At 61.6% G+C, this 26,611-nt stretch carries 20 protein-coding genes and 1 tRNA gene; 7 read left to right on the top strand and 14 right to left on the bottom strand.

The genetic code is table 11. The features are described from left to right. Positions 1 to 42 precede the first annotated feature (42 nt). Positions 43 to 132: transfer RNA gene (locus ACO1VH_RS02605), tRNA-Ser, on the bottom strand. A 436-nt stretch (positions 133 to 568) separates the two neighbouring features. On the opposite strand from ACO1VH_RS02605, the gene ACO1VH_RS02610 reads away from it, so the two are divergent. Beyond that, positions 569 to 2,425, top strand: a complete 1,857-nt coding sequence (locus ACO1VH_RS02610; RefSeq protein WP_486242837.1) for an EAL domain-containing protein — start codon at positions 569 to 571, stop codon at positions 2,423 to 2,425. Positions 2,426 to 2,455: 30 nt separating this feature from the next. On the opposite strand, the gene serS is transcribed toward ACO1VH_RS02610, so the two are convergent. From serS to ACO1VH_RS02630, 4 genes are all read right to left on the bottom strand, one after another. Further along, positions 2,456 to 3,751 carry a serine--tRNA ligase gene (gene serS / locus ACO1VH_RS02615; protein ID WP_486242218.1) on the bottom strand — a complete coding sequence of 432 codons (1,296 nt, stop codon included), beginning with the start codon at positions 3,749 to 3,751 and terminating at the stop codon, positions 2,456 to 2,458. 231 nt (positions 3,752 to 3,982) lie between these two features. Beyond that, entirely contained in the window at positions 3,983 to 5,272 is a 1,290-nt protein-coding gene (locus ACO1VH_RS02620) for a replication-associated recombination protein A (RefSeq protein WP_486242220.1), read from the bottom strand. A gap of 118 nt (positions 5,273 to 5,390) precedes the next feature. Further along, on the bottom strand, positions 5,391 to 6,077 hold the full coding sequence (gene lolA, locus ACO1VH_RS02625) for an outer membrane lipoprotein chaperone LolA (protein WP_486242221.1): 687 nt from the start codon (positions 6,075 to 6,077) through the stop codon (positions 5,391 to 5,393). Between the two features lie 39 nt (positions 6,078 to 6,116). Beyond that, complete coding sequence (locus tag ACO1VH_RS02630) at positions 6,117 to 8,450, bottom strand: DNA translocase FtsK (protein WP_486242223.1); 2,334 nt, start codon at positions 8,448 to 8,450, stop codon at positions 6,117 to 6,119. A 313-nt stretch (positions 8,451 to 8,763) separates the two neighbouring features. On the opposite strand from ACO1VH_RS02630, the gene trxB reads away from it, so the two are divergent. Both trxB and ACO1VH_RS02640 read left to right on the top strand, forming a co-directional pair. Further along, positions 8,764 to 9,717: a thioredoxin-disulfide reductase gene (trxB, locus tag ACO1VH_RS02635; RefSeq protein WP_486242224.1), complete on the top strand. Its 954-nt coding sequence runs from the start codon at positions 8,764 to 8,766 to the stop codon at positions 9,715 to 9,717. Positions 9,718 to 9,783: 66 nt separating this feature from the next. Next, on the top strand, positions 9,784 to 10,425 hold the full coding sequence (locus ACO1VH_RS02640) for a Smr/MutS family protein (RefSeq protein WP_486242226.1): 642 nt from the start codon (positions 9,784 to 9,786) through the stop codon (positions 10,423 to 10,425). A 102-nt stretch (positions 10,426 to 10,527) separates the two neighbouring features. Here ACO1VH_RS02640 and ACO1VH_RS02645 read toward each other — a convergent pair whose 3' ends face one another. Both ACO1VH_RS02645 and ACO1VH_RS02650 read right to left on the bottom strand, forming a co-directional pair. Further along, a complete protein-coding gene (locus tag ACO1VH_RS02645) occupies positions 10,528 to 10,866 on the bottom strand; it encodes a P-II family nitrogen regulator (protein ID WP_188419393.1) in 339 nt (112 codons plus the stop codon). A 126-nt stretch (positions 10,867 to 10,992) separates the two neighbouring features. Then, a complete protein-coding gene (locus tag ACO1VH_RS02650) occupies positions 10,993 to 13,041 on the bottom strand; it encodes an NAD(+) synthase (protein WP_486242838.1) in 2,049 nt (682 codons plus the stop codon). 279 nt (positions 13,042 to 13,320) lie between these two features. Between ACO1VH_RS02650 and ACO1VH_RS02655 the strand changes: the two genes are divergently transcribed. The 3 genes from ACO1VH_RS02655 (at position 13,321) to ACO1VH_RS02665 (ending at position 16,580) form a co-directional block, all read left to right on the top strand. After that, entirely contained in the window at positions 13,321 to 14,505 is a 1,185-nt protein-coding gene (locus tag ACO1VH_RS02655) for a GNAT family N-acetyltransferase (protein ID WP_486242227.1), read from the top strand. 97 nt (positions 14,506 to 14,602) lie between these two features. Further along, positions 14,603 to 15,631, top strand: a complete 1,029-nt coding sequence (locus ACO1VH_RS02660; protein ID WP_486242229.1) for a serine/threonine protein kinase — start codon at positions 14,603 to 14,605, stop codon at positions 15,629 to 15,631. A 79-nt stretch (positions 15,632 to 15,710) separates the two neighbouring features. Then, complete coding sequence (locus ACO1VH_RS02665) at positions 15,711 to 16,580, top strand: EamA family transporter (RefSeq protein WP_486242230.1); 870 nt, start codon at positions 15,711 to 15,713, stop codon at positions 16,578 to 16,580. A 118-nt stretch (positions 16,581 to 16,698) separates the two neighbouring features. Here ACO1VH_RS02665 and ppa read toward each other — a convergent pair whose 3' ends face one another. The 5 genes from ppa to hemC all read right to left on the bottom strand — a co-directional run bounded on the left by ppa (position 16,699) and on the right by hemC (position 21,535). After that, positions 16,699 to 17,238 (bottom strand): inorganic diphosphatase, encoded by a 540-nt coding sequence (ppa, locus tag ACO1VH_RS02670; protein ID WP_486242232.1) that lies wholly within the window; start codon positions 17,236 to 17,238, stop codon positions 16,699 to 16,701. Positions 17,239 to 17,403: 165 nt separating this feature from the next. Further along, entirely contained in the window at positions 17,404 to 18,600 is a 1,197-nt protein-coding gene (locus ACO1VH_RS02675; RefSeq protein ID WP_486242233.1) for a heme biosynthesis HemY N-terminal domain-containing protein, read from the bottom strand. 31 nt (positions 18,601 to 18,631) lie between these two features. Continuing rightward, on the bottom strand, positions 18,632 to 19,795 hold the full coding sequence (locus ACO1VH_RS02680) for a uroporphyrinogen-III C-methyltransferase (RefSeq protein ID WP_486242234.1): 1,164 nt from the start codon (positions 19,793 to 19,795) through the stop codon (positions 18,632 to 18,634). Next, a complete protein-coding gene (locus ACO1VH_RS02685) occupies positions 19,792 to 20,589 on the bottom strand; it encodes a uroporphyrinogen-III synthase (RefSeq protein ID WP_486242236.1) in 798 nt (265 codons plus the stop codon). Before ACO1VH_RS02685 ends, ACO1VH_RS02680 begins: the two co-directional genes overlap by 4 nt. Next, a complete protein-coding gene (gene hemC / locus ACO1VH_RS02690; RefSeq protein WP_486242238.1) occupies positions 20,582 to 21,535 on the bottom strand; it encodes a hydroxymethylbilane synthase in 954 nt (317 codons plus the stop codon). Before hemC ends, ACO1VH_RS02685 begins: the two co-directional genes overlap by 8 nt. A gap of 215 nt (positions 21,536 to 21,750) precedes the next feature. On the opposite strand from hemC, the gene ppc reads away from it, so the two are divergent. After that, positions 21,751 to 24,597 (top strand): phosphoenolpyruvate carboxylase, encoded by a 2,847-nt coding sequence (gene ppc / locus ACO1VH_RS02695; RefSeq protein WP_486242239.1) that lies wholly within the window; start codon positions 21,751 to 21,753, stop codon positions 24,595 to 24,597. Between the two features lie 89 nt (positions 24,598 to 24,686). Here the strand turns inward: ppc and ACO1VH_RS02700 are convergent, their stop codons facing one another. Continuing rightward, complete coding sequence (locus tag ACO1VH_RS02700; protein WP_486242241.1) at positions 24,687 to 25,484, bottom strand: LytR/AlgR family response regulator transcription factor; 798 nt, start codon at positions 25,482 to 25,484, stop codon at positions 24,687 to 24,689. Further along, a complete protein-coding gene (locus ACO1VH_RS02705) occupies positions 25,481 to 26,569 on the bottom strand; it encodes a sensor histidine kinase (RefSeq protein WP_486242242.1) in 1,089 nt (362 codons plus the stop codon). The genes ACO1VH_RS02700 and ACO1VH_RS02705 overlap by 4 nt, the downstream gene beginning before the upstream one ends. Between the last annotated feature and the right edge of the window lie 42 nt (positions 26,570 to 26,611).

Consider the following 26,611-nt stretch of genomic DNA (forward strand, 5'->3'; position numbering starts at 1 on the left):
GCTGCCTAAACCCTGCGGGAAGTCCAGAAAAACTGGCAAAATTGGCGGAGAGGGAGGGATTCGAACCCTCGGTACGCTTGCACGTACGCCTGATTTCGAGTCAGGTACATTCGACCACTCTGCCACCTCTCCTGATGTCTTTCGGTCGTTTCGCAGCAGAAGCCGCGAAGCCAAAGAGTATAGCAGAGTCTCGCCCAACTTGAAACTGCATTTTTATGCATGAACGATGCGACCGAAACCTGCCGGCTCGGCCAGGCAGGGTAAGGCACATATCGACTCCCGATCGCCGCAGCCGCTGCAAAAAAGACAATAACAGGCAGCATCTGTCGCATATCCGTCAGCATTGCCGGCGATCATCATCCTGTCATAAACCGCCGTTAGCATGACAGCCGAGATCATCCGCTCACAGCACGCAATCCGTACACAGATGCAATCCTCTTCTGCACAACCGGCGGGACCACGCATCGTTTCCCCGGCAGACAAGGGCGAAGCATCGGCTCTTTCGCTTTTGCCCCCTTTTCGGTTCAGGACCAGGGAGCCTCAATTGTCCACCGCCGCCCACGATTTCATGACGAGCACACGCGCCCAGCCGGCCAACGACCAGGACGACCATATCGCGAGCCGCCTGCGCGACGTCCTGCTGCATCGGCGGGTGACGCCGCTGTTCCAGCCTATCGTCGACATGCAGAGCGGGCAGATCATCGGCTATGAAGGATTGATCCGCGGTCCGTCCGACAGCCCCCTTCACTCGCCCCTGAATCTGTTCAAGGCGGCGCATGCCGCCAGCCTGAGCGTGGAAGTCGAACATCTGTGCCGCCGCATCACGCTGGAAAAATTCGCCGAACTGCAGTTGCCGGGCAAGCTGTTCCTCAACGTCAGCCCGGAATGCCTGGTCCAGCCGGACGTGCGCCTTGGCGAAACCCTGGGCTACATCCATGAAGTCGGCATCAATCCGGACCGCGTGATCATCGAGCTGACGGAGAGCCATCCGACCTACGACTACGACCTGCTGCGCGAAGCGGTCAAGCACTACCGTGCAATGGGCTTCGTGATCGCGATCGACGATCTGGGCGAAGGTTTTTCCAGCTTGCGCCTGTGGTCGGAAATCCGCCCCGAATATGTGAAGATCGACATGCACTTCGTGCAGGGCATCAACCAGGACCCGATCAAGCTGCAATTCGTGCGCTCGATCCAGGAGATCGCAGAAAAATCCGGCACGCTGGTGATTGCGGAAGGCATAGAAACCGATGCCGAACTGCTGATGATTCGCGACCTTGGCGTGCGTTTCGGACAGGGCTACAAGATCGCGCGGCCGAATGCCCATCCGGTCACGACGCTGCCGGCGGAGCTGTGCGCGCTGCTGAACCAGAACAACGTGGCCGTCTACCCGCACGAAAAGGGCCGCAGCCATGACGTACTGACTGCCGCCAAGCTGCTGCGTCACGTGAAAGCCGTTTCGCCCGAGGTGCAGAACAATCGCATCTACGAAATGTTCAATAACGATCCGACGCTGGAAATCATTCCAGTCGTATCCAACGGCGTGCCGCTCGGCCTGATCACGCGCGCCAACCTGATTGACAATTTTGCGCGGCCTTACCTGCGCGAACTGCACGGCAAGAAATCCTGCACGCTGTTCATGGACGCCAATCCGCTGATCGCCGACAAGAACACGGCGCTGCATACACTGAGCCAGCTGATCGTCGACGCGGATCGCCATCATCTGTTCAATGGCTTCATCATCACCGACAACGGCCAGTATGCCGGCATGGGTAATGCGCACGACCTGATGCGCGAGATCACGCAGATGCAGATCAATGCCGCACGCTATGCCAATCCACTGACGCTGTTGCCGGGCAACGTGCCGATAGACGAACACATCGATCGCCTGCTGGGCAATGGCGCGCACTTCTGCGTCTGCTATGTCGACCTCGACCACTTCAAGCCGTACAACGACGTCTACGGCTATCGCAAGGGCGATGACGTATTGCGGCTGACCGGTCGCATCCTCAGCGCGCACTGCGATCCGGAACGCGATTTCGTCGGCCATATCGGCGGCGACGATTTCATCATCCTGTTCCAGAGCACGGATTGGGAATGGCGCTGCCGCCAGATCATCGATGTATTCGCCGCTGCCATCTCCGGCTTCTACAGCGAAGAACATCGCAATGCCGGCGGCTATATCAGCGAAGACCGGCGCGGAAAGAAAGTCTTCCACGCACTGGCGACGATTTCGCTCGGCTTGCTAAAGGTCGAACCCGGCGTGTACGGTTCGCATCACCAGATTGCAACCGCGGCAGCCGACTCCAAGAAACAGGCGAAAAAAATCCCGGGGAACAGTCTGTTCATCGACCGTCGCCTGGGACCTTGCATCGGCGAGCGCACCGACAGCGAAGAAAGTGCGCAAGCCGATCCGCTTGCGCCTTGATACTGCTCTTTATGTATTGTTGATTGCGGCTCAGGCGGCCGGCGCCAGTCTTTCCTGCCCGCCCATGTATGGACGCAGCACTTCCGGCACGATGACGCTGCCGTCGGCCTGCTGGTAATTTTCCAGCACGGCGACCAGCGTACGGCCGACCGCAAGGCCGGAGCCGTTCAGCGTATGCACCAGTTCCGGCTTGCCCTGCGCATTGCGGAAACGCGCCTGCATGCGGCGCGCCTGGAAGGCTTCGCAGTTCGACACCGACGAAATCTCGCGGTAAGTATTCTGTGCTGGTAGCCACACTTCGATGTCGTAAGTCTTGGCTGCGCCGAAACCCATGTCGCCGGTGCACAGCGTGATGACGCGGTACGGCAGGCCGAGCTTCTTCAGAATGTTCTCGGCGTGACCACACATCGCTTCCAGCGCTTCGTACGATTTTTCCGGATGCACGACCTGCACCATCTCGACCTTGTCGAACTGGTGCTGGCGGATCATGCCGCGCGTGTCGCGGCCGTAGCTGCCCGCTTCGGAACGGAAACAAGGCGAATGCGCGGTCAACATCATCGGCAACGATTCGGCCGGCAGGATTTCATCGCGCACGATGTTGGTCAGCGATACTTCCGCCGTCGGGATCAGGTACAGCGATTCACCCTCGCCTTCCTGGCCGCCTTTCTTCACCGCGAACAGATCGGCTTCGAACTTCGGCAGTTGGCCGGTGCCTTTCAGCGAATCGGCATTGACGATGTACGGCGTATAGCATTCGGTGTAGCCGTGTTCGCCGGTGTGCGTGTCGAGCATGAATTGCGCCAGTGCGCGGTGCATGCGGGCGATGCCGCCCTTCATCACGGCGAAACGCGAACCGGTCAGCTTGGCAGCAACGTCGAAATCGAGGCCGAGCGGCGCACCGACATCGACGTGATCTTTCACCTCGAAATCGAAGCTGCGCGGCGTGCCGACCTTGCGCATCTCGACGTTGTCCGCTTCATCCTTGCCGACCGGGACCGATTCGTGCGGCAGGTTCGGAATCGACAGCATGAATTCGCCGAGACGATTCTGCAGAACGTCCAGTTGCGCGGCCGAATTCTTCAGTTCGTCGCCGATGCCGGCCACTTCCGCCATCACGGCCGACGTATCCTCGCCCTTGCCCTTCAGCATGCCGATCTGCTTGGACAGCGTGTTGCGCTTGTTCTGCAGTTCCTCGGTGGCGGACTGGATCCGCTTGCGCTCCGCTTCCAGTGCGTTGAAGGCGGCGACGTCGAGCTGAAACTTGCGGCCAGCCAGACGGGCGGCGACGCTGTCGATGTCTTTGCGGAGGAGTTGGATGTCGATCATGGCAGGCGGAAAGCGTAAGAATGCAAAAGCCGCCATTGTACCAAGAGCGGCCCTGCATCGGCCGTGTTCCATCGAGAGCTTGTGCATCTGCCCGACCGCTTGTCGCAGCAATGTACGCTTGCTTTCCCGGCTTGATTCATGTCCGGTTTATCCGTTCTGCTTTCGGCCTGTTTTAGCGATGCGCCTGGATTACTTCTCTTGAATTACGCCTCTTGAATTACTTTTGCTGCATTACTTCTGTTTCTTGCGCGCTTCGCGATCAAGCTGGCGCAGGTAATCCAGCTTCTCGCCGATCTTGCCTTCCAGCCCGCGCGGCGTCGGCTCGTACCAATGCGGCTCGGCCATGCCGTCCGGCAGATAGGTCTCGCCGGCAGCATAAGCATCCGGCTCGTCGTGCGCGTAGCGGTACAGCTTGCCGTAGCCGAGCTCCTTCATCAGCTTGGTCGGCGCGTTGCGTAGATGTTCCGGCACGGGGCGCGACTTGTCCTTGGCGACGAAGGCGCGCGCCTGGTTATAGGCCTTGTAGCCGGCATTGCTCTTGGCGGCCATCGCCAGATAGATGACGGCCTGCCCCAGCGCCAGTTCGCCTTCCGGCGAGCCAAGCCGTTCGTAGGTCGCGGCCGCCTCGTTGACGATCGTCATCGCACGCGGATCGGCCAAGCCGATGTCTTCCCACGCCATGCGCACGATACGGCGCGCCAGATAGCGCGGATCCGCGCCACCGTCGATCATGCGACAGAACCAGTACAGCGCGCCGTCGGGGCTGGAGCCACGCACCGACTTGTGCAGCGCCGAGATCTGGTCGTAGAAGGTATCGCCGCCCTTGTCGAAGCGGCGCAATGCATCGCCGAGGCAGGCTTTCAGCAGATCGGCATCGATCTCGTTCTGCTTCTTCGCCTGCGCAGCGCGTGCGGCAATTTCGAGATTGTTCAGCAGCTTGCGGCCGTCGCCGTCGGCGCTGGCGACCAGCATCGCCTTTGCATCCGGCGTGAACGTGATGCCGTCCAGCTCTTCGTGGGCGGCACGATCGACCATCGCGCCGAGATCGTCTTCGCCCAATGATTTCAGCACGTAGACGGCGGCACGCGACAGCAGCGCACTGTTGACTTCGAACGATGGATTCTCGGTCGTCGCGCCGATGAAGGTAAACAGACCGCTCTCGACGTGCGGCAGAAAGGCGTCCTGCTGGCTCTTGTTGAAGCGATGCACCTCGTCGACGAACAGAATCGTGCGGCGTCCCATCGCGCGCGACAGTTCGGCGCGTTCGACCGCTTCGCGGATGTCCTTGACGCCGGACAGCACTGCCGACAATGCAATGAAGTCGGCCTGGAAGCTGTCCGCCATCAGACGCGCCAGCGTCGTCTTGCCGACGCCCGGCGGCCCCCACAGGATCATCGAATGCGGCTCGCCCGATTCGAAGGCAACGCGCAACGGCTTGCCGGGGCCGAGAATGTGCTGCTGGCCGATCACGTCGTCCAGCGTCTGCGGCCGCATGCGTTCGGCCAGTGGCGTGGTTTTCATCAAAATGATGTCCCGATCAAAAAGCAATCGACGCCAGCCCTTCCGGGCCTGGCGTCGCATCGTCATGTAATGCCGGTACTTCCGGCTGTCGTGCCGTGATTTGTGTCGCTATGCGTCGTTACTGGAAGACGTCCGCGCCCTTCGGCATCGTGAACCTGAACTGGTTGGCAGGCATTGGCGGATTCCTTTCGAAACTCTCGAACGTCAGCAGCGACACCTGGCCGAACGAATCGCGCAGTTCCATCGCAGCCGGCACGCCGTTCTTCATGCCGATGCCGATGCGATCGAACGTGGTGTCCTTGGCCTTCGGTGTCACTTCCAGCCATTCCATGCCGTCCTTGGCTTCGCCTTCCTTCAGCGTGAAATTCTTTTCCAGATCGTTGCTGCCGAACAGGATGGCGGCCGGCGACGAACCGAGCGCATCGCCCAGTTTCTTCACCGTGACCTGGTTCAGGTCCTTGTCGTAGATGTACAGTTTTTCACCATCGGCCTGCAGCACCTGCTCGTACGGCTTTTTGTACGTCCAGATGAACTTGCCCGGCCGCGCGAAGATGAAGGTGCCCGACGACTGCTTGCCCGGCTTGACGGTACCGCTGTCGATCTTCACCAGTTGCTGCCTGAATTCGCCGCGCGCCGATTGCGTGCCGGCGACGAAGCTCTTGAACTGGTCGAGCGCCGACGCATGCGCAAACATGGGAATCGACAGCACCGCAGCAATCAGCAGCACGCTGGCGACGGTCCACCAGATGCGGCGCTCGTCGCGCTTCGCAGTCGTCGCGGCAGTTGCGGTTTTCCTATGGTTCATCTCGTTCCTTTATTCGTTTCCGGCTTCTGTTCGTTTCGACTATTCGTTTCCGTTCCCGGCCGGCACCAGGATTTCGCGGTTGCCGTTCGATTGCATCGACGACACCAGCCCACTCTGTTCCATCTGTTCCAGCAAGCGCGCCGCGCGGTTGTAGCCGATGCGCAGATGGCGCTGCACCAGCGAGATCGATGCGCGACGGTTCTTCAGCACGATCGCGACCGCCTGATCGTACAGCGCATCGCCTTCGCCGCCACCACCGACGCCGTCCAGACTCAAGCCGCCTTCGCCGTCTTCACCGGTACCGCCTTCGAGGATGCCCTCGATGTAGTTCGGCTCGCCCTGCTCCTTCAGATGGTTGACGACGCGATGCACCTCATCATCCGAAACGAACGCGCCATGCACACGGATCGGCAGGCCGGTTCCCGGCGGCATGTACAGCATGTCGCCCATGCCGAGCAGCGCTTCCGCACCCATCTGGTCCAAGATCGTGCGCGAATCGATCTTGCTGCTGACCTGGAACGCGATGCGCGTCGGAATGTTGGCCTTGATCAGGCCGGTGATCACGTCCACAGATGGGCGCTGCGTCGCCAGAATCAAGTGGATGCCGGCCGCACGTGCCTTTTGTGCAATACGCGCGATCAGTTCCTCGACCTTCTTGCCGACGACCATCATCAGGTCGGCCAGTTCGTCGATGATGATGACGATGGTCGGCAGTTTTTCCAGCGGTTCCGGCGCGTCCGGCGTCAGGCTGAACGGGTTCGGGATTTTTTCTTCGCGCTTTTCGGCTTCGGCGATCTTGGTGTTGTAGCCGGCCAGGTTGCGCACGCCCAGCTTGCTCATCAGCTTGTAGCGGCGCTCCATTTCGTTGACGCCCCAGTTCAGCGCGTGGCCGGCCTGGCGCATGTCGGTCACGACCGGCGCCAGCAGATGCGGAATGCCTTCGTAGATCGACAGTTCCAGCATCTTCGGATCGATCAGGATCATGCGCACCTGGTTCGGATCGGATTTGTACAGCAGCGACAGGATGGTCGCGTTGATGCCGACCGATTTGCCGGAACCGGTGGTGCCAGCCACCAGCAGGTGCGGCATCTTGGCCAGATCGGCCACCACCGGATTGCCGGCAATGTCCTTGCCGAGTGCAACGGTCAGGCTCGAGGCACTGTCGTTGTAGACCTTGGAGCTGATGATTTCAGTCAGGCGCACGATCTGGCGTTTCGGATTCGGCAGTTCCAGCGCCATGTAGTTCTTGCCGGGAATCGTCTCGACCACGCGCAGCGAGGTCAACGCCAGCGAACGGGCGAGGTCGCGCGCCAGATTCACGATCTGGCTGCCCTTGACGCCGGTGGCCGGCTCGATCTCGTAGCGCGTGACGACCGGGCCCGGATAGGCGGCCACGACCTTTACCGTGATGCCGAAGTCCGACAGTTTCTTTTCGATCAGGCGGCTGGTGAATTCCAGCGTTTCGATGCTGACGGTTTCCTGCGATTCCGGCGGCTCGTCCAGCAGCGACAGCGGTGGCAGGTTCGTATCCGGCAGATCGTGGAACAGCGACGACTGTTTCTCTTTCTCGACACGCTCGGATTTCGGCACAGCGACGATCTGCGGTTCGATGCGGATCGGCGGCGCTTCGACGATCTTGGCGCGTTCCTGCACCACGGCTTCCTCGCGCTTGACGGCGGCGACTTGCCCCATCTGCCTGTCCTTGCGCGCACCGTACAGATTGCGCACGAACTGGAACGAGCGTTCGATGAACTCGCCGATGCGCTCGGCCACGCTCAGCCACGACACATGGAAGAACAGGCTGAAGCCGACGCCGAACAGCAGCAGCAACAACAGCGTCGCGCCCATGAAACCGAAGGTATTCTGCACGGCATTGCCGATCAGTTCGCCCAGCACGCCACCTGGGGCGCGCGGCAGCTGCGCCTTCATCGAATACATGCGCAGATATTCGATCGCCACGCTGCCCGACATCATCAGCACGAAGCCGATACCGCGGATCAGATTTTCATGGCGATGCGGTTCTTCCGGCTCCTTCTTCAACAGATAGCGCTGCGACAGGCGGCGATAGCCGAGCCACACCAGCCGCAGCAGGAAGACGCACAGCCACCAGGCCGACGCACCGAAGATGAACAGCAGCAAATCGGCCAGCCACGCGCCGACGCGTCCGCCGAGATTGTGCAGCTTGGCGACGACGTTCGCGTGCGACCAACCCGGATCGACCGGCGAATAAGTCAGGAAAATCAGCATCAGATACAACGTGACGACGGCCAGTATCAGCCAGCGCGCCTCGGATAGCAGGCGGGCGATTCGCCCCGGCGGCTGATTCTTGGGAACATCTGTTTTACGGGTATAGGCTTGGCTTGTCTTGGTCATAAATCAGGACGTGTGAACGTCATATCAACTGCGCGTTTGTCAACGCTGAACCGGCGCCGTGGCGGCGCATCGATCCGTGTGGCACGGCAGGCGAAAGCCGAACAAGGATAAAGGAAGAGGAACGGCTTGCCTTCGCGCCGGCCGCCGGTCAGAGCGGCGGCATGGCGCTTCCTCTATAATCTTAACCATTTTTCACCCTTTGCACCCAATAATTCCGGGAGCGGTTGAAATTTGATGCCGCGCCGACATATACAAGCGACCGGCAGCAGTTTCGCCAATCACACGGCCATCCATCCACTGTCAGAAGAACATCATGTCCACCGTCAAACACGCCAAAGTCCTCATCCTCGGTTCCGGTCCTGCCGGCTACAGCGCGGCCGTCTATGCAGCCCGCGCCAACCTGAAACCGGTCATGATCACCGGTCTCGAACAGGGCGGCCAACTGATGACGACAACCGACGTCGAGAACTGGCCGGGCGATCCGCTGGGCGTGCAAGGCCCGGAACTGATGCAGCGCCTGTTGCAGCATGCCGAACGCTTCAACACCGAAATCATCTTCGACCACATCCACACGACCAAGCTGAACGAAAAACCGATGCGCCTGATCGGCGACGCCGGCGAATACACCTGCGACGCACTGATCATCGCCACCGGCGCCTCGGCGCAATACCTCGGCCTGCCATCGGAACAATCGTTCATGGGCAAGGGCGTCTCTGCCTGCGCGACCTGCGACGGTTTCTTCTACCGCGAGCAGGAAGTTGCCGTGGTCGGCGGCGGCAACACGGCCGTCGAGGAAGCGCTGTATCTGTCGAACATCGCGAAGAAAGTCACCGTCATCCATCGCCGCGACAAGTTCCGTGCCGAAGCGATCCTGATCGATCGCCTGATGGCAAAAGTCGCCGAAGGCAAGGTCGAAATCCGCTGGAACCACACGCTGGACGAAGTCGTCGGCGACGACAGCGGCGTGACCGGTCTCAAGATCAAATCGACGGTGGACGAAAAGATTACCGAAGTGCCGGTGCACGGCGTCTTCATCGCGATCGGCCACAAGCCGAACACGGACATCTTCATCGACCAGCTGGACATGCACAACGGCTACATCAAGACCAAGACCGGTCTCGAAGGCATGGCGACCTCCACCAGCGTGCCGGGCGTGTTCGCCGCCGGCGACGTGCAGGATCACGTCTATCGCCAGGCGATCACCAGCGCCGGTACCGGCTGCATGGCCGCGCTGGATGCACAGCGCTATCTGGAAAGCCTGGAGTAATCCGCACGGGCGCGGCCGACGCCGCGCCCCGCATCTTCGTCACCTATCTTCGATCAGGAGGGCGTCATGCCTGGCCCGCTCAAGGATTTCGCCGGACTCAAATCCCTGCACAAGGATCTGAAGAAGCAGGAAGAAGCGCGTCGTCTGGCCGAAGCTAAAAAACTGCGCGCCGAAAAGGAAGCGCAACTGGAGGCCGATCTGTTCCGCCGCAGCATCGGCGACATCGCGCCGCTGAAGACCAGTAGCAAGGCTGACATTACCCTGCCGCGCCCGCAACCCATTCCGCGCCAGCATCTGGCGGACGAACAGGCGGCGCTGCGCGAATCGCTGTCCGACGAATTCACCATCGATTCGCTGCTCGATACCGACGAAGCGCTCAGCTATGCGCGCACCGGCATCGGGCCGGACGTGGTGCGCAAACTGCGCCGCGGCCACTGGGTGATTCAGGCACAGCTCGATCTGCACGGCATGCGCACCGACGAGGCGCGCGATGCATTGGGAGAATTCCTGCGCAATGCCGTCAAACGCGGGCTGCGCTGCGTGCGCATCATCCACGGCAAGGGGCTGGGATCGGTCAATAAGACGCCGGTGCTGAAGAGCAAGGTGCGCAACTGGCTGGTACAAAAGGATGAAGTGATTGCCTTCTGTCAGGCGCGTGCGGCAGACGGCGGCGCCGGTGCGCTGATCGTGCTGCTGCAGGCGAGTTGATTGCTCTGATCTTCGCCCTCTTCATCAGACCTGATTGGCGCAATTCAATCGCCAAATGAAACGGGCCGGCAATGCCGGCCCATTTTCGTTTTCATCGCACCGTCAGACGGCCTCGCTGCCGACCTCGCCGGTGCGAATGCGAATGACCTGTTCGACGGCGCGCACGAAAATCTTGCCGTCGCCGATCTTGCCAGTTCGCGCGGCCTTGATGATCGCGTCCACTGCCTGCTCCAGCACGCTGTCGTCCACCACGGCCTCGACCTTCACCTTCGGCAGAAAATCCACGACGTATTCGGCTCCGCGATACAGTTCCGTATGGCCCTTCTGGCGGCCGAAACCCTTGACCTCGGTCACGGTCAGGCCGGTGACGCCCACTTCCGCCAGCGCTTCGCGCACTTCGTCGAGTTTGAACGGCTTGATGATGGCTGTGATCTGTTTCATTGAAACTCCTTGGTTGGATAGCGCTGGCGGATCGGTATCTGCGCCGCCGGCTTGCCGCTATTGTGCGCTTGTTTGCCGCTTTCGCGAAGCATCGCGCTATATCTTCCGCTCGTTCAGTCCCGCATCTCAGTCCGGCACGTTGGCTAGATCAGCCAGCCAGACCTTCGATTCCGAATCGCTGGGCGCGCGCCAGTCGCCGCGCGGCGACAGCGAACCGCCGGAGCCGACCTTGGGCCCGTTCGGGATACAGGAACGCTTGAACTGGCTCTGGTGGAAGAAACGGTCGAGGAAGATTGCCAGGTTCTTCTTGATGTCAGCCAGTTCGTATTGCCGACGCGCCACGTGCTCGCCTTCCGGCCATGCGCCCTTTTCCCGGTCGCCCCATGCGTGCAGCGCCAGAAAGGCGATCTTGCTCGGTGCAAAGCCGAAGCGCAGTACGTGGTACAGGTTGAAATCCTGCAGTTCGTACGGGCCGATCACCATTTCGGTCTTCTGCTCCGGCGCACCGTTCGACTTGCCGGGCACCAGTTCCGGGCTGATGTCGGTATCCAGCACGCGCAGCAGCACGTCAGCACCCGCGGTGCCAATCTCGCCCTTCTCTGCCACCCAGCGCACCAGATGGCTGATCAGTGTCTTTGGCACACTGGCGTTGACGTTGTAGTGCGACATGTGGTCGCCCACACCGTAAGTGCACCACCCCAGCGCCAGTTCGCTCAGGTCGCCGGTGCCGATCACGAAAGCCTGATTGTGGTTCGCCAGCCGGAACAGATGATTGGTGCGCTCGCCCGCCTGCACGTTCTCGAAGGTGACGTCGTAGACTTCCTCGCCCGACGCATAGGGATGGCCAAGATCCTTCAGCATCGCCATGCAGCTCGGCCGGATGTCGATCTCCTGCGCCGTGCAGCCGACCGCTTCCATCAGCTCGCGCGCCTGCCGTAGCGTGCGTTCGCTGGTGGCAAAACCCGGCATCGTATAGGCAAGAATATTGGTGCGCGGCAGGCCAAGCCGGTCCATCGTCTTTGCGCAGACCAGCAGCGCATGCGTGGAATCCAGTCCGCCAGAAACGCCGATCACGACCTTCTTCAGTCCGGAAGACGCCAGTCGCTGCATCAGCGCCTGCACCTGGATGTTGTAGACCTCTTCGCAACGCGCATCGCGGTTGCGCGCATCGGCCGGCACATAAGGGAAGCGCGCTACCCTGCGCTGCAGCGGCAGCTTGCCGTCGGCATCGACCGGGATTTCCATCGACACGGTACGGAAGCGTGCCACCTCGTCCGCATGCCGGCGCACCGACTGGCCGAAGGTCGTCTGGTGCATGCGCTGCGACGACAGGCGTTCGAGATCGATGTCCGCATGAATCAGATGCGATTCGTCGGAAAAGCGTTCGGACTCGGCCAACAGTTCGCCGTTCTCACAGATCAGTGACTGGCCATCCCAAGCCAGATCGGTTGTCGATTCGCCCATGCCGGCCGACGAATACAGATAGGCGGCCAGGCAACGCGCCGACTGCTGCGACACCAGTTGATGTCGGTAGCCGGACTTGCCGATCACGATGTTCGATGCCGACAGGTTGACCAGCACGGTCGCGCCGGCCAGCGCGGCGAACGACGATGGCGGAATCGGCACCCAGACGTCTTCACAGATTTCGACATGGAAGCGCAACAACGGAATGTTCTTCACGTCGAACAGCAGCGATGCGCCGAATTCCACTTCCTGCCCCAACAGCGTGATGCGCTGCACATTGGTGCAATCGCCGGAACTGAATTGCCGTGCTTCGTAGAATTCGCCGTAGTTCGGCAGATAGGTCTTGGGAACGACGCCGCGCAGCCGGCCTTCGGCCACCACCACCGCGCAGTTGAACAACTGGTGTTCGACACGCAGCGGCAGACCGACGATCATCGCCAGCGGCAATGTGGCCGACGCATCGACAATTCGCCCCAACGCCTGCAGGCAGCCGTCCAGCAAGGCGTTCTGATGAAACAGGTCGTCGCAGGTATAGGCGGACAATCCCAGTTCAGGGAAAGCGACCAGCGCGGCGCCGGCATCGGCCGCCTGTTTCGCCAGCGCGATGGTCTGCTGCGCATTGAACAGCGGGTCGGCCACCTTGCAACGCGGCACGCCGACCGACACGCGCGCAAATCCATGCGCATACAGATTGAAGAAATTGCCTTTCATGTTGTCCTTGTCCTGACGTCGTTCCTTGCCGGCTATTGCGATGCAACCTGCCTCATCGTGCTGCATCCGACGGGCGGTTTTCCAGTCGTCCTGTAAAGCCATATTGCGAAGTCGTATTGTAGTAGCAGTTCGCTTCGCAAGGCTGCCGCACATGGCGATGGCGTTTTTTGCGTAGAATCGGCAGGCATCACCGCACAATCGACACCGTACAGCCAACGCAGCATCCGATCTCCGTATCCCACATGCCCTTCAACCTTTCAGCCGTTCAATCACCGTTGCATGGATAGCGCACCGTCCATCGGACCATCCGCCGAACAGCCCGCCTATCGCCCGCGCATCGTGTCGTCGCTGGCGGAAATCGGCCAATCGGCCTGGGATGCGTTGCTGGCCTTGCAGGATGACGCCACGCCGTTTCTGTCCTATGCCTTCCTCGATGCGCTGCATGAAAGCGGCAGCGCGTCGGCACGCAGCGGCTGGCAGCCGCAGTACCTGACGTTGTGGCGCAACGTCGACGGCGTGGAGCGACTCGAAGCGGCGCTGCCGCTGTACGCGAAAAGCCATTCCTACGGCGAATATGTATTCGACTGGGCCTGGGCCGATGCCTATCGCCGCAACGGCCTCGACTATTACCCCAAGCTGCTGTCGGCCATTCCGTTCACGCCGGTCACCGGAACGCGCCTGCTGGCACGCGATGCTGAGTCGCGTGCCGCGCTGGTTGCCGCGCTGTGTGCGATCCAGCAGGGCAACGATTTTTCGTCGACGCACATCCTGTATCCGCCGCCGCAGGAAGCCGAGCAATTGCAGGAAGCCGGTTTCCTGCTGCGTAGCGGCGTACAGTTTCACTGGCTCAATGCCGGCTACCACAGCTTCGACGATTTCCTCGACACGCTGGAACGCAAGAAGCGCAAGAACATTCGCGCCGAACGCCGCAAGGTACAGGAAGCCGGCGTGACGTTCCGCCACATCTCAGGAAGTCAAGCCGACGAAGGCGACTGGCGCTTCTTCAAGCGCTGCTATGACCACACCTACGCCGCCCATCATTCGACGCCTTACCTAAACCTGGATTTTTTCCTGCGCATCGGCGCCACGATGCCGGACAACCTGTTGTTGATCGTCGCCGAACGCGATGGTCAGCCGATCGCATCGTCTCTGGTCGTGCATGACGACAAAACGCTATACGGCCGCTACTGGGGCGCGCTGATGCACGTCGACTGCCTGCATTTCGAAACCGCCTACTATCAGCCGCTAGAATTCTGCATCGCGCACGGCATCGCCTGCTTCGAAGGCGGCGCGCAGGGCGAACACAAGATGGCGCGCGGTTTCCTGCCGCAAAAGACATGGTCGGCGCACTGGCTCGCGCATCCCGGTTTTTCGCATGCAGTAGAAGAATTCCTGCAGCAGGAAAGCAGCGGCATCGCCGGCTACATCGACGAATTGAACGAGCACAATCCATTCCGGACCTGACTGCGTCCGAGAATGTCCGACACGCTGTAGCCGCCGTGCAATTACCCAGAACATGGGGCTTGCCACCCTGCGAACGTCAGTGCATGCTACGTCCACGATGACATCGACCATTACGCCTCTGCAACCGATCCACGACCGCCCGGCACGGATAGGACGGTTTTCCATCAAGCACGAACTGGGACGCGGCTCCATCGGCGTCGTCTACCTGGCGCACGATCCGGTCATCGATCGCGATGTCGCGCTGAAGACCTTCCGCAACCGGATGCCGCTGGCAGAGAAAAAACAGTACGAGCAACAGTTCATCAACGAGGCGCGCGCCGCCGGCCGTCTGGCGCATTCCAACATCGTCACGATCTACGAAGCATCCAGCGAAGGCGACTGGACCTACATCGCGATGGAATACCTGCCCGGTCGCGAACTGAACAAGACGATGGCCGCCGGCCACCGCTTCTCGCCGGACGACGTCGCCTCGATCTCGTGGAAGATCGCCGATGCGCTGGAACACGCGCACCGCAACGGCGTCATCCACCGCGACATCAAGCCCGCCAACATCTTCCTCGTGACCGACCACCAGCCCAAGATCGTCGACTTCGGCATCGCACGCGCGCCCAACCGCGTGCCCGATGCGCGCAACGTAGAAGAACCATTCACGCTGTTCCACGACAACCTGCTCGGCACGCCAAACTACATGTCGCCCGAACAGGCGCTCGGCCACACGGTCGACGCCCGCACCGACGTCTATTCGCTGGGCGCCGTCATGTACGAAATGCTGACCTTCCGCAAACCGTTCCATGCCGCCGATACCGACAAACTCCTGCAGCAGATCGCCTTCAAGGCCGCACCGGAACCGCACATGGTCGAGGGCGGCGTGCCGATGTGGCTGTCGCGCATCGTCGTCAAGGCAATGAGCAAGAAGCCCGAAAAGCGTTATCAGACAGCGGAAGAAATGTCGCTCGACATCAAGCGCCACCTGACGCGCACGCGCCGCGAACACGAACGCATGCCCAAGCAGGAGCTGGCCGAGCAGCCTGCAAACGCACCGGATTTTCAGAAGTCGCGGCTCTTCTGGCCGATCTGCAGCGTTCTCGTCGCAGGCGCCATCGCCGCCTACACGCTGCTGCGCTGACGGCAGAGATCGCCGTACTTCGATACAATGCGCAGGCTGGCTGCATCCGCGGCCGCCTCACCGCAACGTATCCCTCTCCATGAATCCTGCCGACATCCTGACCGCCATTGCCGTCGTCGGCATCTGGGGAATCAACTTCGTCGTCATCAAGGTCGGCCTGCAGGATTTGCCGCCGATTCTCTTCACCGCGATGCGTTTCATGTTCGCCGCGTTTCCACTGGTCTTTTTCGTGCGCAGGCCGACGATTCCGTGGACGCTGCTGGTTGGCTACGGCCTGTTCCAGTTCGCCGTGCAGTTCACGCTGCTGTTCTCTGGCATGAAACTGGGGCTGTCGGCAGGGCTGGCCTCGCTGGTCATCCAGTTGCAGGCCTTCTTCACGATCGGCCTGGCAATTCTGCTGCTGGGCGAACGTCCGCGGGTAACGCAATGGATAGGCGCGCTGATCGCGCTGGCCGGCATGCTGCTGGTCGCCCTGCATCTGGAAGGACATGCGACCGTGCTCGGTTTCCTGCTGGTGATTACCGGCGGCCTGTCATGGGCGATGGCCAACATCCTGACGAAAAAGATGCATGACGTGCGCCCCGTTCCGCTGGTCGTCTGGGGTTCGCTGGTGGCGACGCCGCTGCTGCTGTGCGCATCGCTGCTGATCGAAGGACCGACGGTCTGGATGCAGACGCTGCATCACGCCGGATGGCCGTCGGTAGGCGCGATCCTGTTCCAGTCCTATCCGAACACCCTCATCGGTTTCGGCATCTGGTCGATCCTGATGCGCAAATACCCGACCGCCACCATCGCACCCTTCACGTTGCTGGTACCGGTGTTCGGCATGCTGAGCGCAACGCTGCTGCTGGACGAACCGCTGCAATGGTGGAAGATCGTCGCCGGCCTGCTGGTACTCGGCGGTCTGGCGTTCAACCAGTTCGGCAGCCGGCTGATGCGACTCCGCTAGATTTTTCTAGATTGTTCGTCGCAGGATCGAGCACGGAACCCCATAAAAAAAGCGCACCGAAGTGCGCTTTTTTACTGTTGCAGAATGTACGAAAAACGTACGAAGAACCGCAGTCGAATCAGGCCTTGGCCTGTTTCTTGTAGTTTTCGACGCCGGCCAGAATCTCCGCCTTGGCTTCGTCCGGACCGCCCCAGCCTTCGACCTTGACCCATTTACCTTTTTCCAGATCCTTGTAGTGCTCGAAGAAATGCTGGATCTGCTGCAGGCGCAGGTCGTTGATGTCTTCCGGTTTCTGCCAGTGCTGATAGATCGGCAGGATCTTGTCGACCGGTACCGCCAGCAGCTTCGCATCGCCGCCTGCTTCGTCGCTCATCTTCAACACGCCGATCACGCGGCAGCGCACGACCACGCCCGGGTGCAGCGGAAACGGCGTGATCACCAGCACATCCACCGGATCGCCGTCGTCGGCGATGGTCTGCGGAATGTAACCGTAGTTGCACGGATAGTGCATCGCCGTGCTCATGAAGCGATCGACGAAAATCGCGCCGCTTTCCTTGTCGACTTCGTACTTGACCGGATCGGCATTCATCGGGATTTCGATGATGACATTGAAATCGTTCGGCAGATCCTTGCCGGCCGGGACATTGTTCAGACTCATGGTGTGTTCTCGAAAGTGGGGAAATCGGAGGGATGCTGCAAACCCGTGATTATAGCGATTTTCCCGCCGGCCCCGTTCGGCATCCTGCCGCCCGCCATCCGTTTCCGGGCGGACAGACGAAGCCTGCCGCAGAGAAAGTGCGGAGAGAAATATTCGGAAGAAAAGTTACAGCGCCGTGGCGACGGCGCACTGGCGGTAGTGGGAAGCCGCCTGTTCCGGCTGGTTCAGCGCTTCGTGCATCTGCGCCAGCTTCAGATGGATTTCCTGCAACATGCGCGGATGCGTCGCATCGGACAGCGCCTGTTCCAGATGACGCTGCGCCTTGCCCCACAGATGCTGACGCAGGCATAGCGTGCCCAGCGTCAATTCCAGCTCCGGATCGCCCGGATGCTTGCGGTTCCAGTCCTCGCAACGCTCGATCTGCGCCAGCAGCGCCGGCTCGCCGGCCTGTGCGGCTGCAGCACGATACGGCTTCAGCAGGCGCTCGTCCCATTCGGCTTCCATCGCCTTCTCGATCGCCGCACGCGCATCGTCATGCAGCCCGCAGCGATTGAATGCCTGCGCACCATGCAGCGCGACATAAGGATGCACACGCTCTTCGGCCGGAATGCTCCACCAGACGTTGCGGATCGATTCCGCATCGTTGGCCGGATTCTGCAGCAGGTCCTGATAGGCCAGTTCGCGCAGGCGCGTCGACAGCGCCGGATGCAAGGCACGGTTCTTGTCCAGCGAACGCACCAGCCGCAGCACTTCCGGCCAGTTGCCGGCGCGCTGGTTAGCCTTCAGCGCCATACGCAACGCGTGAATGTGGCGCGTGCCGTTGGCGTTCAGTTCCTTGACGACTTCCAGCGCCTGTTCCGGCTGGCGCTCGTCCACCAGCAATTCGATTGCCGTCATCAGACGCGCCGTCTTCAGTCCCTGTTCGTCATCAACCGTCGCCAGCCAGGTATCGCGCCTGTCGTTCTGCTGCATGCGGTGCGCGGCACGGGCCGCAATCAGCGCAGCCAGTCCGGCGTTTTCCGGCGACTCGGCAGCACGCGTGGCAGCCTTTTCCGCATGGCCGAAACGGCCTTCGAAAAACGATTTCAGCGCATCGCGCAGCGCCTGGTTGCCCTTGCGTTCGAGCTTCTCGCGCCGATAGGCGGCAACGCGTCCCGGCATCGCCTGCGCCACACGCACCGTCTTCAGCACGGCATAGATGGCCACGAACAGCAGGATCGCCAGCAGGATGAAGAAATTGAGCGACAGATCGACACGGTATGGCGGATAGAAGAACACCACGTTGCCGACATTGAAGTGCGCCGCCACGGCCAGGCCAATGGCGGCGGCGAACAGTATCAGGATCCAGAGAAAGAAGCGCATGTCAGGTACGGTCGGCTGTCAGGTGGGCGGATCAAGGCTTGGCCTTGAAGTTGCGAACGGCGTTCAGGCTTTCGGCCAGAGTCGGCATTTCGATCGCCAGATTGCTCGATTGCACCTGCTTCAGGAGGGCCTGCACGGTTTGCGTCTGCTTGGCACGGGTATCGAAGTATTTCGCGATGCTGTCCTGCGCGGCGGCCATGTCGCTGCGGAAGGCGCTTTCATTGCGCGAAAGCAGTGCCAGACGCGCATTCAGCAGGCGCAGCTTCAGGTTCTCGCGCGCATAGTAGGCCTGGCTCGGCGACAACAGCAGCGCATCCGAACTGTCCACGCTGCGCACGCGAATCAGCTGGCGCACGTCGTTCCACATTTCGCTCGACCAGCTTTCCCAGCGCGCCTTCACTTGCGGCCACCAGTCGTTCGTCTCGTTCGCTGCTGCGGCATCCGCGTTTGCCTTGCCGGCCTTCACATGTTTCGCCTGCGGCAACGGACGGTTCTTCGGTTCGGTGGCAGGCAAGGCCGGATGCTCGTCGGACAGCAGCGGCATGCGGTCGATCTGGCTGATGACGCTGTCCAGACGCAGGGCGATGCCGGTCAAATCCAGATTCGGCAAGGCTTTCAGGCGTTCGATGTCATGCCCGATGGCGCGGCGGATGTTGACGAACTGCGGCGTCTCGGCGCGCGCCAGTTTGGCATCCGCATTCTGCAGCGCAATCAATGCGCCCTGCACGTTGCCGGCCAGTTGCAATTGCTGGCTGGCGGTCGACAGCACCTGTTCGACTTCGGCCAGCGCCCAGTCGTCGCGGCGCTTGAACAAATCCTGATACAGCTGCTCCAGCGCGAGTTGCTGGCTCTGCGCTTCGACCTGCTTGTTTTCCAGCACATTGACCTTGGCCTGCAGCTCGGTCACGGTTTCCTGGACCGACTTGGCGATGATGCGCGTTTCGTTGCTGATGTTGTCGCCGCTCTGCATGCGGCGCGCAACCTCGGCGCGGACTTCCGACAGTTCGCGCTGCGCATACCATGCATGCGCCGCCAGCAAGGCGGCCAGCAGGATCACGACGACGAATAGGACACCTTGTCGGCCGCCCTGCTTCTTGCTCTTTACAGGCTTGGCATCGATGACGGTATGGGACGGAGCCGCGGCAGCCGGAATGGCTTGCGGCGCTGGGTCGGGGGAAGTCGGCATGTCATTCATGAAAGAGATTGTAACGCGGCTAACAAGCCGTCGTCGCCTGAAGCGCTGCGAATGACATCGCGAAAACCCAGCGATTCCGCGGTTTCAGCGATGCGTACGTGCGATGCGATGATTCTTTGCTGTTGCATTTTTGCGACGGCCTCCCCTTCATCCTCGTCATCGAGTTGCCCAACCATCTGCGCCAGAAAGCGCAGCGCTTCGGAACTGGTCACGATCCAGTCGTTCTGACCGTCCAGCAGCCGCTTCAGTTCGCCGCGCCGCTGTTCGGTGAAGGCAGGCATCGCACGCCGGTATGCGGCGACCGGCGTCACGCGTGCGCCGGCGGCGCGCAGAGCATCGCCCAGCAGTTCACGCCCGGTTTCGCCTCGCACGATCAGGATGTCCTTACCATGCAGCGCGGGCAAATCCAGCGCTTCCAGCAAGGTTTGCGAATCGGTACGCTCCCGATCGTGCGGGATGAAGATGGTGCTGTTGTCCGGCGTGATGCCGTGACGAGCCAGCGCCGCGCGGCTGCCGTCGCCGACCACGGCCAGCCGCAGGCCATGCGGCCAGTCCGGCCGTGCGGCGAACGCGGCATCGATCGCATTCGGGCTGACGAAGGCGATCAGCGCATAGCGGTCGAGCTCCGCCAGCGCCGCACACAGCGGCGCCGTATCGGGCAGCGGCAGGATGTCGAGCAACGGGAAAAGGACAGGTGTGCGCCCCAACGCCGCGATACGCTGCGCCAGCACGTCGGCCTGCGCTATTGGCCGCGTGACGACGACATGCGGCAATTCATGCACGAGTTCAGGCATCTCCGACGGGGTCCGCCTTGCAAGCCTCCAGGATCGCATGCGCGTCCTGCAGCTGCAGTTCCATCGCGATACGCGTGCCCAGCTCTTCCGGCGCCGCAGCGGGACCGGCCAGATCGGCGCTGGCGACGCGCTTGCCGTCCGGCGTCGCGATCATCGCGCGCAGCCTCATCGTCTCGCCGTCCAGCGTGGCGAAAGCTGCCAGCGGCACCTGGCAACTGCCGCCGAAATTGCGCGATACGGTGCGTTCCGCGCTGACAATACGCGCGGTCGCGTCGTGCTCGAGCGGTGCCAGCCATTGCCGAAGATCGTCACGGTCGGCACGAATCTCGATCGCCATTGCGCCCTGCCCCGGCGCCGGCAGGCTTTGTTCGGGCGGCAGAATGGCGCGTATGCGCTGTTCCATGCCCAGCCGCTTCAGGCCGGCGGCGGCCAGGATGATCGCGGCATATTCGCCGCGGTCGAGACGGCCGAGGCGCGTATCCAGATTGCCGCGCAACGGACGCACGACCAGTTTAGGGAAGCGCGCGGCAATCAGCGACTGGCGGCGTAGGCTGCTGGTGCCGACCACCGCGCCGTCCGGCAGCGCATCCAGCGAATCGTAGTCGTTGGAGACGAAGGCATCGCGCGGGTCCTCGCGTTCCAGCACCGCCGCCAGGCTGAAACCGTCCGGCAGCGTCATCGGCACATCCTTCAGCGAATGCACGGCCAGGTCGGCGCGTCCGTCGGCAATTGCCGTTTCCAGTTCCTTGACGAACAGCCCCTTGCCGCCCACTTTCGACAGCGCGCGATCCAGGATCTGATCGCCGCGCGTCGTCATTCCGAGAATCTCCACCGTGCACTGCGGATATAATAGGGCCAGCTTTTCGCGCACATGCTCGGCCTGCCACATGGCAAGACGGCTTTCGCGCGAGGCGATGATTAATTTTTTCGGGGGTGGGAATTTCAACACGGCTTCTTTCGATTTTTCTGTCGGGAAGCTGGCGAGCCTGTAAATTGCAGCCGCGCTCTACAGGTTCGGCAACTGTCGATGACGCCGCACAGCGGCCGTCTCCATCGCGGATTCACATCTAAGGTATCGCTGAAATTCTAGCATGCGTCCTTTCGGCGAAACGGCGCATCTTCCCTCGTTATCACCATCAACAAGCTGACTGTATTTCGACCATGGCAAAACAATCGAACACCCGACCGCGCGCGACTTCTTCCGCCCGGAATGCCCCCGACCGCGACAAGGATGCACCGCTGAAGGAAGACATCCGCCTGCTGGGCCGCCTGCTCGGCGACGTGCTGCGCGACCAGGAAGGCGATGCCGTGTTCGAAGTGGTGGAAACCATCCGCCAGACCGCCGTGCGCTTCCGTCGCGAATCCGACGACCAGGCCGGCGCGCAGTTGAACCGCCTGCTGAAGAAGCTGGACCGTGAGCAGACCATCACCGTGGTACGCGCGTTCTCGTATTTCTCTCACCTGGCCAACATCGCCGAAGATCATCACCACAACCGCCGCCGCCGCGCGCATCTGCTGGCCGGCTCCACGCCGCAGGAAGGCAGCGTCGCCTTCGCGCTGGAAAAACTGGACAAGGCCGGCGTCACCGGCGCCCAGGTGCGCGACTTCTTCAAGGATGCGCTGATCTCGCCGGTGCTGACCGCGCACCCGACCGAAGTGCAGCGCAAGAGCATCCTCGATTCGGAAAACGATATCGCCCGCCTGCTGGCGCAACGCGACCTGCCGATGACGCCGAAGGAGCGCGCCGACAACACGCAGCTGCTGCACACGCGCATCACGATGCTGTGGCAGACGCGCCTGCTGCGCTACTCGAAGTTGTCGGTCAAGGATGAAGTCAACAACGCGCTGTCCTACTACCGCATCACCTTCCTGAACGAACTTCCTGGCATGTACGAAGACATCGCCGAGGAAGTGGCCGAACAGTTCCCGCAACGCGCCAGCAGCAAGTCGAAGAACACGTTCTCGCCGTTCGTGCAGATGGGCAGCTGGATCGGTGGCGACCGCGACGGCAATCCGAACGTCAATGCCGACACCATGCGCTATGCGCTGTCGCGCCAGTCGACGACGGTGCTGGACTTCTATCTCGCCGAAGTACATGCGCTGGGTGCAGAGCTGTCGGTTTCCGGCTTCCTGGCCGGTGTCAGTCCGGAACTGCAGGCGCTGGCCGATGCATCGCCCGACCAGTCCGCGCACCGCACCGACGAACCTTATCGTCGCGCACTGATTTTCATCTACACGCGTCTGGCGGCTACCGCGCGCGCACGCGGTGCCGCCACGATCGCGCGCCGCGAAATCGGCTCGGCCGCGCCCTACGCGTCGCCCGACGAATTCGCGCAAGACCTGCAGATCCTGATCGATTCGCTGAAATCGCATCACGGTGCCGCACTGGCACGCCCGCGTCTGGCCAAACTGCGCCGCGCAGCCGACATCTTCGGCTTCCACATGGCCACGCTGGATATGCGTCAAAGCTCCGACGTGCACGAACGCGTGCTGACCGAACTGTTCCGCTGCGCACAGGTAGAAACGAACTACACTGCGCTGACCGAAGAACAGAAAGTCGCGCTGCTGCTGTCCGAACTCGACAAGCCACGCCTGCTGTTCTCGCCCTACATCGACTATTCGGACGAAACCAATTCCGAGCTGTCGATCATGCGCGCTGCGCACGACATCCGCAAAATGTACGGCTCGCGCGCGATCCGCAACTACATCATCTCGCACACGGAAACCGTTTCCGACATGCTGGAAGTATTGCTGCTGCAGCGCGAAACCGGCCTGCTGCGCAACGGCAGCAGCGACGACGATATCGAACTGATGGTGATTCCGCTGTTCGAGACCATTCCCGACCTGCGCCAGGCCGCCGCCATCATGGAACAGACGATGGCGATCCCGCAGGTGCGAAAGCTGATCGCCAAACAGGGCGACCTGCAGGAAGTCATGCTCGGCTATTCGGATTCCAACAAGGACGGCGGCTTCCTGACGTCGAACTGGGAACTGTACAAGGCAGAAACCCGTCTGGTCGAAGTATTCAATCGCGCCGGCGTCAAGCTGCGCCTGTTCCACGGCCGCGGCGGCACCGTCGGCCGCGGCGGCGGTCCAAGCTACGATGCGATCCTGGCGCAACCGCCGGGCACCGTGAACGGCCAGATCCGCCTGACCGAACAGGGCGAGATCATCGCATCCAAATTCTCGAACCCCGAAATCGGCCGCCGCAACCTGGCGCTGCTGGTCGCCGCCACGCTGGAAGCCAGCCTGATGCCGCATCCGTTCAACGGCCGGCATGCAAAGAAACTGGCCGAATTCGAAAACGTGATGAGCGAATTGTCCGAGCTGGCCTATGCCGCCTATCGCGATCTGGTCTACGAAACGCCGGGCTTCACCGACTATTTCTTCTCGGCGACACCGATTGCCGAAATCGCCGAACTCAACATCGGTTCACGCCCCGCATCGCGCAAGGCATCGCGCCGCATCGAGGACCTGCGTGCGATTCCGTGGGGCTTCTCGTGGGGCCAGTGCCGCCTGCTGCTGCCGGGCTGGTACGGCTTCGGCGAAGCGATCGAGCAATGGCTGGCTGCCGACAACAACAAGCGCCAGCGCGTTGCCATGCTGCGCGCGATGTTCAAGGAATGGCCGTTCTTCGCCACGCTGCTGTCGAACATGGACATGGTGTTGTCGAAAACCGATCTGGCCGTCGCTTCGCGCTATTCGGAAATGGTGCAGGACCGCCGTCTGCGCAACAGCATCTTCAAGCGCATCGTCGCCGAACACGAACGCGTGTCAGATGCCTTGACGCTGATCACCGGACGCAAGGAACGCCTGGCAAACAACCCGCTGCTGGCACGTTCGATCAAGAACCGCTTTGCTTATCTCGATCCGCTGAACCACCTGCAGGTCGAGCTGATCAAACGCCATCGCCTGCTGATGAAGGAAGGCAAGGTCGACGATCGCGTGCGCCGCGGTATCCATCTGTCGATCAACGGCTTGGCGGCCGGCCTGCGCAACACGGGCTGATCGGACGCTGTCGCATACGGCGACGTACATACGCGCAACGAAAAAGGGAAGCCTCGGCTTCCCTTTTTGCTTTTCGACCGACTCGCCGACTAGCGCACCAGCGCCTTCACCGCCGGCCACTGGCGGCGCGAGATCGGTAGACGATCGTCGATGCCGCGCAGCATCACCTGCCACGATTCCTGCGCCTTGCCGCCGTCGCCCTCTTCTTCCGCATCCGCCGTCTGCACACCGCGTTCGACGCCGACGATCGCATCGCGCGCCACCAGTGCATTGCGATGCACACGAATGAACTGCGCCGCGAATTCTTGTTCCAGCGCGGACAAAGCACTCTCGATCAGATATTCCCGTTCACGCGTGCGCAAGGTCACATATTTCGCCTCGGCCTTCAGATACAGCACGTCGCTCACCGGCACCAGCAGCAGACGGCCGCGCTCCTGCACCGAAAAATGCCGGCGTGGCGCCTGCAATGCCGCCGCATCCGCGATTGCCTGTTTTTGCGTCGCTGCACTCCGCCGCATCGCAACGACACGCCGGAGCGCATCGGCCAGACGCGTGGCGCGCACCGGCTTCATCAGGTAATCAAGCGCATGCACCTCGAAGGCCTTCAGCGCATATTCGTCGTAGGCCGTCACGAAGACGATCGCCGGCGACGTTTCCCGATGCTGTGCCAGATGCGCCGCCAGTTCGATGCCCGTCATGCCCGGCATTTGCACGTCCAGCAGCACCACGTCCGGCGCCAGCTCGGCGATACGATCCAGCGCCTCCTGCGCCTGCGTCGCTTCGCCGACCAGCCGGTGCGGGCATTCGGCAGCGATGTCGGACAGCAGCGTCATCAGCCGCGCACGTGCCGGCGCTTCGTCGTCGACGATCAGGATGCGCGGAATCATGCGCCTGCCTTCCGGTACGGCAGCGACAGATGCACGGCGAACAGGCCGTTGTTGATGCCGGTGGTCAATTCGCCTTCGACGTCGTACAGCAAGGCGAGCCTTTCGCGGATATTGTTCAGTGCCATGTGGTTGCCGGTCGAAACGACGTTGGCGTGAAAGGGGTTGGTGATCGCGATCTCGATGCGATCACGTACGCGGCGCACGCCCACGCGCACCAGGGCACGCTGCGGCGACGGTTCGACGCCGTAATGGATGGCATTCTCCAGCAGCGGCTGCAGCAGCAATGCCGGCACCGTTGCACGTTGCAGCGTATCGCCGGAAATTTCGTTCAGGTTCCATTCAACTTGCAGACGCTCGCCAAGCCGCACCTTTTCGATCGACAGGTACTGCATGCCGATACGCACTTCGTTGCCCAGCGTCGTCACGTCACGCGCATCGCGCATCAGGATGCGGTACAGATCGGCCAGATCTTCCAGCGTGGCTTCCGCGCGGCGCGGCTCGGTGCGGATTAGCGACAGCACGGCATTGAGACTGTTGAACAGGAAATGCGGCCGTATGCGCGCCTGCAAAGCCTGCAGCCGCGCTTCGGCCAACGCCGGCGAAAACGCGCGTGTACGCAATTCGAAATAATGCTGCAGCACCCCGCCGAACAGCGCCGCGCAAAGAATGCCTTCCGGCACACCGACCTTGCTCAGACTGAAAGCAGCGCCGTTGTCGCTGAGCACGTAATGGATGATCAATCCGGTGATGGCCGCCGGCACCAACACGCAGGCCAGCCGCTGCGCCCATGATGGAATTGTCCGGATCAGCCGGCGCATGCCGCACAACGCAAACAGCGACGTCAAGCAGGCCAGTTCGACCAGCATCGACGCCTCGACAAAAGCCAGCATGCCCGCCTGCAGGCTGGCAGCCGATATCAGCATCGCTGCCAATACCGTACCGTTGACGAACAGCAGCGCCCTGACCATGATGCCGATATTGCAACAATCCGGAATCACGATCTCGATCGGCGCATCGATGGCCGATGCGGGCGTCGGGATGGACGCCGATGCCGCACGTTCCGGCTGCTTGGACTGGGCTTTCACGTCGTTTGCGAAATGGGAGAAATGTGCGTGAAAATGGATTAC

Source organism: Oxalicibacterium sp. (assembly GCF_057353965.1).

Bases quoted from the DNA above. Each gene is read 5' to 3' on its own strand.
- ACO1VH_RS02645 (WP_188419393.1), bottom strand. From the start codon at position 10,866: ATGAAACAGATCACAGCCATCATCAAGCCGTTCAAACTCGACGAAGTG.
- ACO1VH_RS02650 (WP_486242838.1), bottom strand. From the start codon at position 13,041: ATGAAAGGCAATTTCTTCAATCTGTATGCGCATGGATTTGCGCGCGTG.
- trxB (WP_486242224.1), top strand. From the start codon at position 8,764: ATGTCCACCGTCAAACACGCCAAAGTCCTCATCCTCGGTTCCGGTCCT.
- ACO1VH_RS02685 (WP_486242236.1), bottom strand. From the start codon at position 20,589: ATGCCTGAACTCGTGCATGAATTGCCGCATGTCGTCGTCACGCGGCCA.
- ppa (WP_486242232.1), bottom strand. From the start codon at position 17,238: ATGAGTCTGAACAATGTCCCGGCCGGCAAGGATCTGCCGAACGATTTC.
- ACO1VH_RS02630 (WP_486242223.1), bottom strand. From the start codon at position 8,450: ATGACCAAGACAAGCCAAGCCTATACCCGTAAAACAGATGTTCCCAAG.
- ACO1VH_RS02700 (WP_486242241.1), bottom strand. From the start codon at position 25,484: ATGATTCCGCGCATCCTGATCGTCGACGACGAAGCGCCGGCACGTGCG.
- serS (WP_486242218.1), bottom strand. From the start codon at position 3,751: ATGATCGACATCCAACTCCTCCGCAAAGACATCGACAGCGTCGCCGCC.
- lolA (WP_486242221.1), bottom strand. From the start codon at position 6,077: ATGAACCATAGGAAAACCGCAACTGCCGCGACGACTGCGAAGCGCGAC.
- ACO1VH_RS02620 (WP_486242220.1), bottom strand. From the start codon at position 5,272: ATGAAAACCACGCCACTGGCCGAACGCATGCGGCCGCAGACGCTGGAC.
- ACO1VH_RS02610 (WP_486242837.1), top strand. From the start codon at position 569: ATGACGAGCACACGCGCCCAGCCGGCCAACGACCAGGACGACCATATC.
- ACO1VH_RS02660 (WP_486242229.1), top strand. From the start codon at position 14,603: ATGACATCGACCATTACGCCTCTGCAACCGATCCACGACCGCCCGGCA.
- ACO1VH_RS02655 (WP_486242227.1), top strand. From the start codon at position 13,321: ATGGATAGCGCACCGTCCATCGGACCATCCGCCGAACAGCCCGCCTAT.
- ACO1VH_RS02665 (WP_486242230.1), top strand. From the start codon at position 15,711: ATGAATCCTGCCGACATCCTGACCGCCATTGCCGTCGTCGGCATCTGG.
- ACO1VH_RS02640 (WP_486242226.1), top strand. From the start codon at position 9,784: ATGCCTGGCCCGCTCAAGGATTTCGCCGGACTCAAATCCCTGCACAAG.
- ACO1VH_RS02680 (WP_486242234.1), bottom strand. From the start codon at position 19,795: ATGAATGACATGCCGACTTCCCCCGACCCAGCGCCGCAAGCCATTCCG.
- ACO1VH_RS02675 (WP_486242233.1), bottom strand. From the start codon at position 18,600: ATGCGCTTCTTTCTCTGGATCCTGATACTGTTCGCCGCCGCCATTGGC.
- ppc (WP_486242239.1), top strand. From the start codon at position 21,751: ATGGCAAAACAATCGAACACCCGACCGCGCGCGACTTCTTCCGCCCGG.